The sequence below is a fragment of the Actinoplanes xinjiangensis genome, assembly GCF_003148685.1.
Classification (GTDB): Bacteria; Actinomycetota; Actinomycetes; order Mycobacteriales; family Micromonosporaceae; genus Actinoplanes; species Actinoplanes xinjiangensis.
The window spans coordinates 1-15,311 of the sequence record NZ_QGGR01000020.1 but is presented as its reverse complement, the minus strand read 5'-3'; the positions used below and the strand labels follow the sequence as shown (position 1 = coordinate 15,311).

General features: G+C 70.1%; 8 protein-coding genes and 1 pseudogene. 5 read left to right on the top strand and 4 right to left on the bottom strand.

Features of this window, described 5'->3' with window-relative positions:
* Positions 1–6 precede the first annotated feature (6 nt).
* A complete protein-coding gene (locus tag BC793_RS33805) occupies positions 7–972 on the top strand; it encodes a helix-turn-helix transcriptional regulator (RefSeq protein ID WP_109599991.1) in 966 nt (321 codons plus the stop codon).
* Here the strand turns inward: BC793_RS33805 and BC793_RS33800 are convergent.
* Positions 963–1,880 carry an SDR family oxidoreductase gene (locus BC793_RS33800; RefSeq protein WP_109599989.1) on the bottom strand — a complete coding sequence of 306 codons (918 nt, stop codon included), beginning with the start codon at positions 1,878–1,880 and terminating at the stop codon, positions 963–965. The genes BC793_RS33805 and BC793_RS33800 overlap by 10 nt on opposite strands.
* 129 nt (positions 1,881–2,009) lie before the next feature.
* On the opposite strand from BC793_RS33800, the gene BC793_RS33795 reads away from it, so the two are divergent.
* A complete protein-coding gene (locus BC793_RS33795; RefSeq protein ID WP_109599987.1) occupies positions 2,010–2,834 on the top strand; it encodes an aldo/keto reductase in 825 nt (274 codons plus the stop codon).
* Here BC793_RS33795 and BC793_RS33790 read toward each other — a convergent pair.
* Both BC793_RS33790 and BC793_RS33785 read right to left on the bottom strand, forming a co-directional pair.
* Complete coding sequence (locus BC793_RS33790; RefSeq protein ID WP_203896446.1) at positions 2,819–3,604, bottom strand: metallophosphoesterase family protein; 786 nt, start codon at positions 3,602–3,604, stop codon at positions 2,819–2,821. The two genes, BC793_RS33795 and BC793_RS33790, sit on opposite strands and share 16 nt — an antisense overlap.
* Positions 3,605–3,940: 336 nt before the next feature.
* Positions 3,941–6,505: a 3-keto-alpha-glucoside-1,2-lyase-like domain-containing protein gene (locus tag BC793_RS33785; RefSeq protein WP_158319436.1), complete on the bottom strand. Its 2,565-nt coding sequence runs from the start codon at positions 6,503–6,505 to the stop codon at positions 3,941–3,943.
* A gap of 452 nt (positions 6,506–6,957) precedes the next feature.
* Here BC793_RS33785 and BC793_RS33780 point away from each other — a divergent pair, with 452 nt between their 5' ends.
* The 3 genes from BC793_RS33780 (at position 6,958) to BC793_RS33770 (ending at position 14,438) form a co-directional block, all read left to right on the top strand.
* Positions 6,958–7,827, top strand: coding sequence for an SAM-dependent methyltransferase (locus tag BC793_RS33780; RefSeq protein ID WP_109599983.1), 870 nt, complete (start codon positions 6,958–6,960; stop codon positions 7,825–7,827).
* A 166-nt stretch (positions 7,828–7,993) separates the two neighbouring features.
* A complete protein-coding gene (locus BC793_RS33775) occupies positions 7,994–14,053 on the top strand; it encodes a polymorphic toxin-type HINT domain-containing protein (RefSeq protein WP_109599981.1) in 6,060 nt (2,019 codons plus the stop codon).
* A gap of 70 nt (positions 14,054–14,123) precedes the next feature.
* Positions 14,124–14,438 (top strand): hypothetical protein, encoded by a 315-nt coding sequence (locus tag BC793_RS33770; RefSeq protein ID WP_146246558.1) that lies wholly within the window; start codon positions 14,124–14,126, stop codon positions 14,436–14,438.
* 69 nt (positions 14,439–14,507) lie between these two features.
* Here the strand turns inward: BC793_RS33770 and BC793_RS33765 are convergent.
* A pseudogene (locus BC793_RS33765) lies at positions 14,508–15,311 on the bottom strand (glycogen debranching enzyme); the annotation flags it as partial.

Genomic DNA, 15,311 nt, shown 5'->3' with positions numbered 1-15,311 from the left:
CGGGGCATGCGCGCCGCCCGGTTGATCAACATGGTTCTGCTCCTACAGTCGCGGGGCATGCTCACCGCCGGGGAGCTGGCCGCCGAGCTCGAGGTGTCGGAGCGGACCGTCTACCGGGACGCGCTGGCCCTGTCGGCGGCCGGGGTGCCGGTCTACGCCGAACAGGGCCGGACCGGCGGATACCGGCTGGTCGGCGGCTACCGGACCCGGTTGACCGGGCTGAGTCACGGTGAGGCGGAGGCGCTGTTCCTGGCCGGCCTGCCGGGCCCGGCGCGGGACATGGGCCTGGACGAGCCGGTCCAGTCGGTACGCCGCAAGGTGCTGGCCGCGCTCCCGCCGGGCCTGCGGGAGGCGTCACAGCGGGCCGGGCAGCGGTTCCACCTGGACGCGCCGGGCTGGTTCGACCGGGCCGACCCGCCGGAGCAGCTGGCCGAGCTGGCGCGGGCGGTGTGGCAGGACCGGGTGCTGACCATGCGCTACCGGCGGCGTGACGAGGAGGTCGGCCGGGACGTCGAGCCGTACGGTCTGGTCCTCAAGAGCGGGGTCTGGTATCTGGTCGGCCGGGTCGATGCGGACCTGCGCACCTACCGGGTCGACCGGATCACCGGTGTCGAGCCGACCGGCGCCGGATTCACCCGTGACCCGGAGTTCGACCTGCCGGAGTTCTGGGCGCAGCGGGCGGCCGAGTTCGTACGGCAGATGCTGCGGACCACGATCACCATCCGGCTCAGCCCGGACGGGCTACGGGGGCTGCGGTTCGTCGCCGAGCCGCCGGCGGTGCGGGAGGCGCTCGAGGTGGCCGGCGAGCCGGATCGGCACGGGTGGGTGCGGACCCGGCTGCCGGTGGAGTCACTGGACGTCGGTTACACGTACATGCTGAGGTTGGGCCCGGAGGTCGAGGTGCTGGAGCCGCCCGCCCTGCGGGAACGGTTCGCCGACGCCGCGCGCCGTCTCGGTGACCTCTATCGGTAACCGGTCACGTCGGCGGGCCGGCCGGCATCCTGCACCTCGACGACGTAGCGCCACGCGTCCGGGCGGCTGCCGTCGGCGTCGGTGAGGTCGTAGTCGCGGGCCAGGTCGCCGCTGGACACCGATCTGCCGTTCCAGCGGGCGCGTTCGGGGTCGGCGGCGAGGGCGGCGATCCCCCGGCCGATGAGCACCGGGCTCTCGGAGATCGCGAAGTGCGGTTCCTTCGCGCAGGCGTCGCGCCAGTTCTCCTCGGTGACGCCGAAGACGTCGAGCATCATCTCCGAGCGCAGCCACCCGGGCGTGACGTTGACCGCGGTGGCACCGTGGTCGGTGAGTTCGTGGGCCCAGGTGAAGGCGAGCCGGTTGACCGACCATTTGGCCAGGTCGTAGAAGACCGACAGGCGGTAGTTGGCCGCGTTGTAGTCGGTGGTGCCGTCGCCGACCTCGATCACCAGGCCACCCGGGTTGCGGATCAGCAGCGGCATTGCGTAGTGGCTGGTGATGATGTGGGTGTCGATGGCCAGGCGCAGCAGCCGCAGCCCGGGATCGAGGGGCTGTTCCCAGACCGGTTTGTTCCAGGTGGTCAGCGGGTCGCCGCCGAAGATGTCGTTGACCAGCACGTCGAGGCGGCCCTGCTCGCTGTCGATCCGCTGGACCAGGGCGGCGACCTGCTCGTGGTCGAGGTGGTCCACGGGTACCGCGATGCCGGTGCCGCCGGCCTCGGTGATCAGATCGCCGGTGTCCTCGATGGTCTCCGGGCGGCCGTACTCGGAGCGGGCCGCCCGGGTGCTGCGGCCGGTCGCGTAGACGGTGGCCCCGGCCGCGCCGAGTTGCACGGCGATCTGCCGCCCGGCGCCGCGGGTCGCCCCGGCCACGAGGGCCACTTTCCCGGTGAGTGGTTGCGTCGTCATGACCACGACACTTCCGCGAAAACCTGACAACCTACGTCTGGTTTCCGAAGATGATCGCCGGGATGACCGGGCTGACGGGGGCCCGGTGTGGGCCCACCCGCCGCCGGAAACGCTGCTAGCGTGGCGCCGATGACATCGACGACGCTGCCCACCGGGCGGATCGGGTTCGGCGCCATGCATCTGGAGACCGCGCCGGGCCCCGGCCCCGGCCGCGAGCAGGCCGGGGCGGTGGCCCGGCGGGCGGTCGAGCTGGGCGTCACCCTGATCGACACCGCCCATCTGTACGGCGGCGGCGCCAACGAGGAACTCCTCGCCGAAGCGCTGTACCCATACCCGGACGGGCTGCTGATCACCACGAAGGTCGGCGTCGCCCGGACCGGCCCGGGCGGCGAGTGGCGGCTCGACGGGCGGCCGGAGGTGTTGCGTGACCAGGTCGACCAGGCGCTGCGCCGGCTGCGGCTGGAACGCATCGAGCTGCTGCAACTGCACCGGGTCGACCCGGAGACACCCCTCGCCGACCAGGTCGGGACCCTGCGTGAACTGCGGGACGCCGGCAAGATCAATCTGATCGGGCTCTCCGAGGTGACCGTCGACCAGCTCGACCAGGCACGGGCGGTCGTCGAGATCACCTCCGTGCAGAACCGGTACAACGCACTCGACCGCGAGCACGAACCGGTGCTGGACGCCTGCGAACGGGCCGGCATCGCGTTCCTGCCGTGGCGGCCGGTCGCCGCGGGCACGGCCGGGACGGACACCGTGTTCGCGGCGGTGGCCGCCGAGACCGGCGCGACCGCCACCCAGGTCGCGCTGGCGTGGCTGCTGCACCGGTCGCCGGTGATGCTGCCGATTCCCGGCACCGCGCGGATCGCCCATCTGGAGGAGAACCTCGCCGCCGCAACGGTGCGGCTCTCCCCCGTCCAGTTCGCCGCCCTCGACGGTCAGCGGCGGTGGTAGCGCGGACTGCCCGGATCGGTCATCGCGCCCCGGTAGATGCCGCGGCGCACCTCGGAGATGTAGCCGTCCAGTTCGGGCATGCCCAGCCGGGTCGCGGCCGCGATCTCCGCCTCGGCGTCGTAGGGCACCCGGACGAATTGCACCGAGAACGGCGCCGGGCCGGCTGACCCGAGCCGGCCCTCGAGGATCACGTAGACCGGGGTGGGGTCGTTCATCGAGTTGCCGACACTGCCGGTGTTGAACAGGGTGAGCCCGTCGCCGGACACCTCGTAGAACGGGTCGTGGGTGTCGCCGTAACCCACCACCGTCGGGGCCGGACCGTCACCGGTGGCCGGGGTGTTGGCGAACATGCCGTGGAACTCACGCTCGTCGTGGTCGAACCGGACCCGCGTGTGCACACTCGTCGACGAGGCATGGAACAGCCGTACCCGACGGCCACTGAGCAGCAGGTCGTGACTGAACGGCAGGGCACGCAGCCACTCGCCCTGCCCCTCGCCGAGCTGGGCCAGCCACCACGCCAGCGCCTCGCTGTCGAAGGTGCGCTCCGGATTCGGCAGGAAGTCGTCCCAGTTGCCGAGGATGTTCACCGCGCAGCGTTCGCGGCAGATGTCGATCACCTCGCGGCCCCGGGGTCCCTTGCCTACGTAGTCGCCGAGGTTGTAGATCAGGTCGATGCCACGGGAGTCGATGTCGGCCAGCACCGCCTGCAGGGCGGTGAGGTTGCCGTGGACGTCGGAGATCAGCGCGATGCGGTCCGGAGAGTTACCCACCGCCGAGATCCTAGCCGCGGCCCCCTCCCCCGGCGTGGCCGCCGATCTTCCCGGCTGGTCCTGACCGCTGTCTCACGACCTTTGAAACAGCGGTGACGACCAGCCGGGAAGATCGGGCTGGCTGCCACCGCTGTCTCAACGCGTCTGAGACAGCGGTGAGGACCAGCCGGGCGGATCGGGCTGGCTGTCAGCGCTGTCTCAGCGCGTCTGAGACAGCGGTGAGGGCCAGCCGGAAAGATCTGAAGGTCCCCGGCGACAGGTAGACAGGCAGGCAGGTGGCGGGGCGGCGGCAGGTTGGTGGGTCCTGCCGCCGCCCCGCTGTTGACCGGGCGTCGGTCAGGTGACGGTGATCATGCGGTTCCAGTCCCAGCCGCCCCGGGTGGAGTCCCACACCTGGCGGACCGTCGCGGCGCCGTCGAAGACGAACAGACGGGTCAGGGAGTTGTCGTAGTTGTAGAACGCGCCGATCTCCGTACGCCCGTCGCCGTTGAAGTCGCCGGTGACCACCTTGATGCGGTTCCAGTCCCAGTTGCCCGCACCGGAGTCCCAGGACTGCCGGACCGTGACGCCGGTGGCGATGGTGTCGAAGACGAACAGCCCGGTCCGGGCGCCGTCGTAGTGGTAGAACGCGCCGATCTCGGTCCGGCCGTCGCGGTTGAAGTCCCCGGCGACCGTCTTGAACCGGTTCCAGTCCCAGTTGCCGGCGCCGGAGTCCCAGGCCAGGCGGGTGATGGCGCCGGTGCCGACCGAGTCGAAGAGCCACAGTTTGGTCTGGCTGCCCGGGTAGTTGTAGAAGCCGCCGATCTCCGCGCGGCCGTCGCCGTCGAAGTCGCCGGTGACGTACTTGGCGCGGGTTCCGTCCCAGTTGCCGGCAGCGGAGTCCCACGTCTGGCGGACGGTGAGACCGGTGGCGACGTCGTCGAAGAGGAACAGGCGGGTCTGGGCGCCGTCGTAGTTGTAGAAGGCCCCGATCTCGGCCCGGCCGTCACCGTCGAAGTCCCCGGCGACCGCCCGGATCCGGTTCCAGTCCCACGTTCCGGGACCGGAGTCCCACACCTGCCGGCCGACGACCGCGCCGGAGCCGGTGATGCCGTCGAAGACGAACAGTCGCGTACGGGCGCCGTCGTAGTTGTAGAAGACACCGAGGTCGAGGTGGCCGTCGCCGTTGAAGTCGCCGCTGACCGGCCGGCTGCGGGCGCCGTCCCAGTTGCCGGTGCCGGAGTCCCAGGCGATCCGCCCGGTGACCGCGGGCTGCTGGCCACCGACGCCGTGCAGCTGCCACAGCCGGGTCAGGCCGCTGCCGTAGTCGTAGAGGACCGGGACGGTGCCGGCGTTGAAAGGAGCGGCGTCGGTGCGCAGCCGGATGTTGCGGAACCACACCGGCGGTTCGGCCGGGTCCGACTGCACCGCGATCGCCCCGGAGGCGAGCAGCAGCGCCGGGTCGGTCACCGGGTACTCGTTCACGACGGTGCCGTTGAGCCGTACGGTCACGCGCCGTTCGGCGACGGTGATCTCGAAGGTGTTCCAGGATCCGACCGGGCGTTGCGCGTCGGTGGACGGCGCGCTGCGGCCGGTGATCGCGCCGGTCGCCGACGTTCCGGAGCCGCCCGGTCTGATCTGGACCTCCACGCCGCGCGCGGTGACCGCGGCGGCGTCGCCACCGGCGGGGGCACCGAGGACCACGCCGGCGTCGGACCGGTCCGAGGTGGCCTTCCATTCGGCGCGCAAGGTGTACGCGGAAGGGGTGCGCCCGCCGGTGTGGCGCAGCAGGGTCGCGCCGGCGTCGGCACGGAGGGTGCACCGTTCCTCGGCGACGCCACCGGCTCCGACCGGTGCCCACGCGCCGCGGGGTGCGGAGCGGCCGTCGTACAGGGCGGTGAAGCCGCTCTCCACGGTGGTCTGGCAGGCGTCGGCGGTGTTCTCCCGGATCCAGCCGGCGAGGTCGTCGGTCCGGGCGGCGACGGCCGCGTCCCTGGTCTCGGTGACTCCGACGCAGCCGGTCTGCCAGGACCGGGTCTGCACGCCGAGCAACTCCACACCGCCGTCGACGGTGCGCAGGACCGGACCGCCGGCGTCGCCCTTGCAGGTACTGGTGGCGGTACCGGCGGCGCGGGCCAGGGTGAGGGTGGTGCCGTCGACGGCGGACACCGTGTACCCGCCGGTGCGTACGGCGGTCGCCGGCCAGCCGTCGGCGGCCCGGCCGTATCCGGTGCTCCGCACCTGGGCACCGGCCGCCGGTGCGGTGGAGCCGAGGGCGACCGGGGTGATGTCGGTGACCGGCTGGTCGAGGCGGGCCAGGGTGAGATCACGGTCGGCGCGGGGCAGCAGTTCGGCGATCGTGCGTTCCTGACCGCCGGAGCGCAGCAGATCGGCCCGGCCGACGATCACCGGCGCGGATTCCGGCGGCGCACCCAGACACGATCTGGTGGTGGCCAGCCATTCGGGTGCGACCAGCACGGCGGTGCAGCTGCGGCCACCGGTGTCGATCTTCGCGACGTACGGCTGTGCGGCGGCCGGGCCGGCGGGCAGGGGCTCACTGCCCGCGACGCGTAGTTCGACCAGGGCGTGGGTGGCGTCGCCGCCGCCGATCGGTTCGTAGCCGTCGGGGGGCACGGTGACCGTCTCGGTCTCGCCGTCGTAGGTGGCCTTGGCGATGACGGTCCGGTTCGCGCCCTTGACCAGGAAGACGTTCGGCACGTCCATGGTGACGAACCCGCGCGGGCCGAGGACCTCGAAGCAGTGGGTCTCGAGGCTGGAGCCGACGAGTCTCTCGACCTGGAACACGTCGGTGCGGCCGGTGCAGTCGGCGACGTACCGGATCCGACCGTCCCCGGTGAGGATCTTCACCCCGTGGTCGGCCAGGATCCGGTCGGCGCCGGGATAGGCGTGGTCCTCGATCACCGGCGGTGGTTCGTCCGCGGCGTGGGCGGGTGTTCCGGAAACGGTAGTCGTCGCCGTCGCGGCCAGAAGTAGCGATAAAAAGGGCGCAGTACGCCCCCACAATGAGCCCATGAGCCCATTACCCCCGTTCGAAGGCAAGCGAATTGATTGATGAGCATCATACGCATTGGCACGTCATTGTCGATGAGTGTCGCTGCTTTGAGTTACACTCCCGATCGACGACCACTGATGTCCTGGCGGGGGCTTGATCATATGGAATCGTTGTGGAGACCTGTTGTACCTGCGTGTCCCGGCTTTCCGGGCGCGCCACCCGGCACGCCGGGCCGGCCGGGTTCGCTCCCCCTTCATCGCGAATGACCTAATTCGCGGAATCCGCTTCACCATGCTCGGCGCGCACCATTCGCGACCGGGCGTGAAACCGTGCCCGAATACGTTACCGGGCAATTCCGGGAATGGCGCGGAACCCATTCTCTCGAGGTCACCGACCGGCGACTAGGCTTACCCCTCCCGACCGGATCCACATAGGAGCAATCGTGCCGAACGACCGGGATCTGCCCCCCACGCTGGACGCCGGCGTTCCGCAGACCGCGCGGATCTGGAACTTCCTGCTGGGCGGCAAGGACAACTTCGCCGCCGACCGGGCGGTCGGTGAGCAGATCCTCGCCAGCCGGCCGGAGCTGGCCGAGAGCGCCCGGCTCAGCCGGGCGTACCTGATCCGGGCCGTGACCTACCTGGCCCGCGAGGCCGGGGTGCGCCAGTTCCTGGACATCGGGACCGGGCTGCCGACCGCGAACAACACCCACCAGGTCGCCCAGTCGGTCGCGCCGTCCAGCCGGGTGGTCTACGTCGACAACGACCCGCTGGTGCTCTCGCACGCGCGGGCGCTGCTCGCCGGTGGCCCGGAGGGTGTCACCGACTACATCGACGCCGACATGCACGACATGGAGCTGGTGCTGCGCGGGGCGGCCGCGACGCTGGACCTGAGCCGGCCGGTGGCGGTGCTGTTCATGGGCGTTCTCGGGCACGTCGAGGACGACGCCGTCGCGCAGGGCATCGTGCGCCGGGCGATGGAGGCCGTCCCGTCGGGCAGCTACCTGGCCGTCTACGACGGCGCCGACGTCACCCCGGCCAACGTCGAGGCGGCCCGGATCTGGAACGAGTCCGCCGCCCAGCCCTATCACCTGCGCAGCCCGGGCCGCCTGGCCCGGTTCTTCGACGGGCTGGAGCTCGTCGAGCCCGGCGTGGTCCCGGTCACCCGCTGGCGCCCCGAGGTCGACGCCCCGGACATCGACCAGTTCTGTGCGGTGGGCCGCAAACCCTGACCCTTGCGCCCGTACGGGGCAGAGGGGCGTCAGCTCCTGCGTGAATGACGTCGTAGCCGACATATCGGCGGGCGGGGTCGCGCATCGATGTACTTCCATGCTTGCCTGCGCGCAGTTGTTCTGGGGGTCTTTGTCGCGGGGGCTCTCCCGCGGGAGGGAAGCATCGATGTCATCCACTGCCTTTTCGGCGCGCATCCGCTGGCTGGCGACAGCCTGCGCGTTCCTACTGATAATCACCCTGGCGCCACCGGCCGATGTGCCGGCCTCCGCCGATCCGGGTGAGGTTCCGACCGTCTCGGCCGGTCAGGATCCGCAGCAGCGTGGCCTGCCGGCCGGCGCGGCTGCGGACACCGCGGTCCCCGAACAGTCGCGGCCTCCGGTCGTGCCGCCGTCGGTGCAGGCCGGCGGCGAGGCCGTCACGGCACGGTTCGCCGCCGCGGCGGCACCGGGCGAGGCCTTCGTCGACGTGCTGCTGCGGCCCGGTTTCGTGGTCGGCGACACCTCGCTGGTCACCTACTTCAACCTCAAGGACCAGGGCTTCGACCGCTGGCGGATCGACCTCTACGACGCGGAGTCGCAGACCCGGCAGGAATCCGTGGACCTGGGCCGCGACCAGTTGGGCAACGACGGCTGCGGCAAGCTGCGGGAGTACTGCAAGTCACTCGGCGCCGAGCAGGGCTGGCAGCTGGACGCGGCCCGGACCTACTTCGTCACGATCACCGGCCTCTACCCGGACGGCGAGGTGCCGTCGGCGAGGTCGGAGGACGCGCAGCCGCGTACCACCATCGACCCGCCGGCGATCCCGGACCGGCAGGCCGCCGGATGCGGATGCAGCGTCGCCCTGGGCATGACCGGGGCGAGCCAGGCGTCGCGGGCGATCGGCGTGAACACCGGCACGGGCGCGTTCACCCGGACCGAGAAGGACCTCGCGACCACGTCGTTCGGCGTCCCGTTCACCTCAACCCGGTCCTACTCCTCGCTGAACACCGGCGCCTCGGCGTTCGGGCCCGGCTGGGCGTGGATCTACGACCTCAAGGTCACCCCGGTCGAGGGTGGCGTACTGGTGCGGGCCGAGGACGGCTCGGACACGATCTTCAAGGCCGAAGGCGACGGATACGTACGCCCGCCGGGTGTGCGCTCCACGCTGCGTAAGGCGGGCGACGGCTGGGAGCTGGTCACCCGCAACAACCTCGTGTACTCCTTCGACGCGCAGGGCCGGTTGCTCTCGATCCTCAACCCGCGCCAGGTCGGGCTGCGGTTCGCGCACACCGCCACGAGCGTCACCGTCACCGACGCCTCGGCGCGCAAGACGGTGGCCAGCCTGGCCGGTGGACTGATCGAGTCGATCACGCTGCCGGACGGCCGTAAGACGCAGTACTTCTACACCGGCGGCCTGCTCACCAAGGTCCGCGACGCGGCGGGTGAGTACTGGCAGTACACCTACGACGCCGGCCGTCTGCTGACCCAGGTGGTCCAGCCGGACAAGGTGGTCGCGCTGACCAACGAGTACGCGGGCGGCCGGGTGACCCGGCAGGTCGACGCGATCGGGGCGGCCACCACGTTCGTGTGGAACGCCGGGAAGCAGGAGGCGAAGACCACCGACGCGGACAACGTCGTGGTCTGGGACGGCTACAAGGGCAACGTGCTGCTCTACTCGCAGCGCGGCAACGGCGACACCAGCAACCACCGGTACGACGGGTCGCTGAACCGCAGCCTGGTGGTCAACGGCAACCAGAACCAGCACGAGTCGTTCTACGACCCGGCCGGGAACCTGGTCGAGCAGTTCGCGCCGCAGCGCCGGTTCTCGGAGAAGACGACCTACGACGCGCGGAACAACCCGACGAGCCACGTCGACGCCGACGGCCGGAAGTGGACCGACGACTACAACGAGTTCGACGAACTGGTGAAGTCGACCGACCCCGAGGGTCACGCGATCACGTACACCTACGATGCCCGCGGTCTGATGGTGACCGTCACCGATCAGCGCGGCAAGGTGACCCGCTCGGAGAGCATCCCGGACGGCGAGCCGAACGCGGGTCTGCTGCGGGCCGCGGTCTCGGCCGAGGGCCGGCGCCTGGAGTACGGCTACGACAAGGTGGGCCGGCAGGTCACGGTGACCGACCCGCGCGGGACGGTACCCGGGGCGAGACCGGAGAACTACACCACCCGCACCACCTACGACGCGCTGGACCGCATGGTCGCGGTCCGGCAGCCGGGCAAGGACGCCCCGCAGACGACCGACTACGACGCGGTCGGCCGGACGAAGAAGACGGTCAGCCCGGAAGGTGTGGTGATCTCCTACGCCTACCTCGCCAACGGGCTGCTCAAGACGGTCTTCGAGGCCCGGCGCACGATTCTCTACACCTACACGGCGGCGGGCCGGCGCGCGTCCTCGGCCATCGACATGAAGCACGAGGCCGACCTGGTCACGAGCTGGACGTACAACGCCAAGGGCCTGGTGCAGTCGGCGACCTCGCCGCGCGGCAACCTGCCGGGGGCGAACCGGGCGGACTTCACCACCACGTTCGTCTACGACAACAACGACAACATCATCCAGACCCGGCGGCCGTACCCGAACGGGCAGGTGGTGACCCGCGACTACAAGGTCGACGACCTGGACCGCAGCGTCGAGACCGTCGACGAGTTCGGCAAGGCCACCAAGTTCGACCGGGCCAACAGCGGCCTGGTCAACAGCTCCACGGACAGTCTGGGCCGCAGCACGAAGCTGTCCTACGACCCCAGTGGCCGGCAGAACGGCATCACCGACGCGGGCGGCTCGCAGACCAAGACCGAGTACGACCCGGCCGGCAACAAGATCAAGACGATCTCGCCGACCGGTGGGGTGACCACCTACGAGTACACCGACGACGGTCTGCTGGCCGCGGTCACCGAGCCGCGCGGCAACGTCGAGGGCGCGGACAAGGAGCGGTTCACCGCGCACTTCGAGTACGACCGGATCGGTAACCAGACCCGGTCGATCGACGCGCTGGACAACGTCACCACGGCGCAGTACGACGCGATCAACCGGCTGGTCTCGGTCACCGACGCGAAGAAGCACACCACGCGGTACACGTACAACGACGACGACCAGCCGCGCAGCGTGACCACGCCGGAGGTCGACGACCCGGAGGACGAATCCACCGTCTACGGGTACGGCGAGGACGGCGCGCTCACCTCGATCACCGACCCGAAGGGCAACCGGACCACCGTCCACTACGACGAGGCCGGCCGGCTGGTGCGCAGCCAGGACGCGCTGGAACGCAACACGTACGCGAAGTACGACGCGGACGGCAACCGGATCCAGACGATCACCCTGGGCGACGACGAGGAGATCGACGAGCTCAGTGCCGCCGAGCGCGGCAAGCGGACCGTGGTCGACAGCTACGACATCGTCGGCCGTCTCGACCAGCGCACGCTGGGCACCGGCGGGCCGGTCTACCAGTGGCGCTACGACGGCAAGGACCGGGTCACGTCCTACGGCGACCCGACCGGTGTGCGTGCGGTGGTCTACGACGACGAGGACCAGATCAAGACGGTCACCCGCAAGGAGGCGGGCCGGGCCGACCAGGTCTACACCTACGACTACGACGTGCGCGGCAACGTCAAGACCCGGCAGTACCCGGACGGGACCACGATCTCGTACGGCTACGACGCGGCCAGCCGCATCACCGAGCTGACCGCGGCGGGCGCGAAGTGGAGCTTCGGCTACGACGTCGCGGGCCGTCGCACCAGCACCGTCCTGCCGGGGCCGACCGGGATCTCCGAGCAGCGGGTCTACGACGACGCGGGCCGGCTGACCTCGATCGGCGCGGACCGTACCGGCGAGCCGGTTCCGGGCGTACAGGATCCGATCTCCGAATACGACCTGACGCTGGACGAGGTCGGCAACCCGAGCCGGGTCGTCACCACCCGCGGTGGGGTCGCCGAGTCGGTGGCCTACAGCTACGACGAGGCCGACCGGATCACCTCGGCGTGCTACGCGGTGATCTCCTGCACCGACAAGAACGCCAAACCGGCGGGCCGGATCGACTACCGGTACGACCTCAACGGCAACCGGACCAAGCAGGTGCGTAGCGGCACCGCCGGCAACGACGTCACCGAGTACGAGTACGACGACGGTGACCAGCTGGTCGAGGAGGAGACCGAGGGCCCGAACTGGGAGCGGGAGAAGGAGTACCGGTACGACGCCCGCGGTAACCAGATCAAGGCCGGCGGGGACCGGCTCGAGTACAACCTCGACAACACCCTGGCCAAGGCGACCCTCGACAACGGCCAGACCTCGGTGTTCAACTACGACGCCGACGGGCTGCGGGTCTCCGCGACCTCGACGTTGCAGAATCAGACCACCAGGCAGCACTGGTCGTGGGACGTGGCCGGGACGCTGCCGCAGATCGGCATCGACACCGTCGAGAACAGCGCCGGTGCGGTGGTCGAGAAGCGCGGCTTCACGTACGGGCCGGACGACGAGCCACTCGGCCTGATCGACCCGGCGAGCGGGGTGCACTCCTACACCCACGACTGGCTGGGCGGCATCGCCAACCTGCTGAAGCCGGACGGCACGGTCGAGAAGGGCTACGACTACGACCCGTTCGGCAACCCGCGCGAGGGACCGACCCTGGCCGGGCAGAACCTGCCGGCGCAGAGCGTGCCGAACCCGATGCAGTTCACCGGGCAGTACCAGGACTCGACGTCCGGTGACGGCAACTACTACCTGCGGGCCCGTAACTACGACCCGGGCACCGGCCGGTTCAGCAGCCGGGATCCACAACCCACCTCGCAGGGCGCCACCTCGGCGTACACCTACGCGTCCAACAACCCGCTGGTCTACACCGACCCGACCGGCGCGGTGCCGGACGCCGGGCCGACCACCACGGGCTCGTCGGCCGTGCAGGGGCCGTCGCCGGAGGAGATCGCACGGGCCAACCAGATCCAGTCCAAGAGCACCCTGGACGTGATCCTGGAGGCCGGCGGCCAGGTCCTGATGGAGTTCCTCGGGATCAACGACATCATCAACTGCCTCAAGGGCGACCTGGTCGCCTGCGTCACGATGGTCGTCGGGGCGCTGCCGTGGGGCAAGATCTTCAAGGCCAAGAAGATCGGTGAGGCCATCTTCCGGGCCGGCAAGGCCGTGTTCACCTTCTTCGAGGAGGTGAAGTGGGCCAGGGCCGTCCTCCAAGGCGCGGAGAAGGCGGCACAGGCGGCCAAGGACGCGGCGGCCAAGGCGGCCAAGGCCGCGGCCGAGAAGGCGGCGGCAGCCAAGGCCGCGGCTGACCGGGCGGCCAAGGCGGCGGCCGAGAAGGCCGCACAGAAGGCCAAGGCCGTGGCCGACAAGGTCAAGGCCAAGACCAGGAGGTCCGCGGGCGACGGATCGGCCTGCCCGGCTCCGCACAGCTTCGTCGCGGGCACCCCGGTCCTGCTGGCCGGCGGCACGAGCAAGCCGATCGAGGAGGTCGAGCCCGGCGACACCGTCCAGGCGACCGACCCGCAGACCGGCGAGACCGGCGCCCGGCAGGTCACCCACACCATCCGGACCGACGACGACAAGAACTTCGTCGACCTGACCATCACCGGGAAGGACGGGGCGGAACACACCGTCACCGCGACGGAGACCCACCCGTTCTGGTCGGTCACCCGCGAGGCGTGGGTACAGGCCGGCGACCTGCGCGAGGGTGAGCTGCTGCGCACCTCCGCCGGGACGTACGTCCAGCTGTCGGCAGTCAAGAAGTACGAGGGCAGCGACCGCACCTACGACCTGACCGTCGACGACCTGCACACGTACTACGTGGGCGCCGGCGACACCTCGCTGCTGGTCCACAACTGCGACATCACCGGGATCCGCAACGCACCGATGAATTACAACCCGGTCACCAAGGGGCAGATCAAACAGCAGCAGGCGTACGACTACCAGCGGGCCGAGACCGGGCTCTACGAGTTCGAGGTCCGGGGTGGCGGCGCCAAGATCTGGGCCGACGGCATCGACGGGAACACCCTGGTCGACACGAAGTTCCACCACGGTGGATCGAGCAGCCCCTACACGGGTACGGCGCCGCCGTTCCTCAGTGCCGACCTGCTCGACGAGATGGAGCGGTACGGGAAGGTCATCAACGATCCGACCACGAGGTTCACCAGCCTGCGTATCGTCACCAACACACAGGAGAGTGCCGACTACTTCGGTGGCCTGCTCACCTCCATGAACATCCCCGGCACCGTACTACTCAAACCGTAGGAACGAGATGAGATACCTGATCTTCTTCGAGACGCCCGACGGTGGTTGGCGCGTACCGAGGCAGACCCTGATGACCCGCCTTTCCACGGACTGGCCGGGCGCGACGCTCGTGCCGGCCGCGGAGATGGGGGTGACCCGGCAGCGCGACGTGGGCTGGACCTACGCCGAGGACGGGGCGGACATCGAGGGCTGGTCCGCGACGGACGGATCGGGTATCTCACTCGAGGGCGACGACGATCTGACCGCACGGTTCGCGGCCTGGTACCGGAGTCTGGTGCCGGACGGCATCACCGTGCGGTTCAGCGACGAGATGTACTCGTTCGATGTCGAGGTGCCCGCCGGGGCCTCCCCCGGCGAGGTGGCGGAACTGCTGCGGACGAGTTGACCCCCGCCGGCCGCCTTCCGGGGCGGCCGGCGGGGGTCGATCAACGATCGCGGCCTGCGCAGCCGTCGGTCAGTAGCGGCACCGCAGGGCCAGCAGGGTGTGGGCCGGGACGGTCAGCTGCTGCTGGGCCTTGAGGCTCCCCCGGTCGTCGGCCAGCAGGGGGTCGGCGGTGTCGACGACGGTCTCCCACATCTGGCCGTAGGCCTGGTCCGGCAGGGTGAAGTCGGCCGGCTCCGGCGCGGCGTTGAACAACAGCAGGAACGAGTCGTCGGTGATCGGTTCGCCGAGCGCGTTCGATTCCGGGATGCCGTGGCCGTTGAGGAAGACCGTGACCGCCCCGGGTTCGTCCGCGGTCCAGTCCGGCTCGGTCATCGGGTCGCCGTCGCGGCGCAGCCACGCGATGTCCGGCATCGGGGAGCCGTTCACCTCCTGGCCGGTGAAGAACCGCCGGCGGCGGAAGATCGGGTGGTCGGCGCGCAACGCGGTCAGCGAGGCGATGAAGGACGTCTGGACGTCATGGTTGCGGGCGTCGTCCCAGTCCACCCAGGAGATCTCGTTGTCCTGGCAGTAGACGTTGTTGTTGCCGCGCTGGGTCCGGCCCAGCTCGTCACCGTGCGCGATCATCGGCACGCCCTGACTCAACAGCAGGGTGGCCAGGAAGTTGCGTTTCTGCCGCTCCCGCAACACGATCACATCGGCGTCCTCGGTCTCCCCCTCCACACCACAGTTCCACGACCGGTTGTGACTCTCCCCGTCGCGGTTGCCCTCCCCGTTGGCATCATTGTGCTTCTCGTTGTACGACACCAGATCGTGCAGAGTGAACCCGTCATGCGCGGTCACGAAATTGATCGACGCGATCGGACGCCGGCCGTC

What these genes read in the sequence shown, in the direction of transcription:
- BC793_RS33770 (WP_146246558.1), top strand. Translation starts at nt 14,124, where the DNA reads ATGACCCGCCTTTCCACGGACTGGCCGGGCGCGACGCTCGTGCCGGCC.
- BC793_RS33805 (WP_109599991.1), top strand. Translation starts at nt 7, where the DNA reads ATGCGCGCCGCCCGGTTGATCAACATGGTTCTGCTCCTACAGTCGCGG.
- BC793_RS33780 (WP_109599983.1), top strand. Translation starts at nt 6,958, where the DNA reads ATGGCGCGGAACCCATTCTCTCGAGGTCACCGACCGGCGACTAGGCTT.
- BC793_RS33775 (WP_109599981.1), top strand. Translation starts at nt 7,994, where the DNA reads ATGTCATCCACTGCCTTTTCGGCGCGCATCCGCTGGCTGGCGACAGCC.
- BC793_RS33795 (WP_109599987.1), top strand. Translation starts at nt 2,010, where the DNA reads ATGACATCGACGACGCTGCCCACCGGGCGGATCGGGTTCGGCGCCATG.
- BC793_RS33800 (WP_109599989.1), bottom strand. Translation starts at nt 1,880, where the DNA reads ATGACGACGCAACCACTCACCGGGAAAGTGGCCCTCGTGGCCGGGGCG.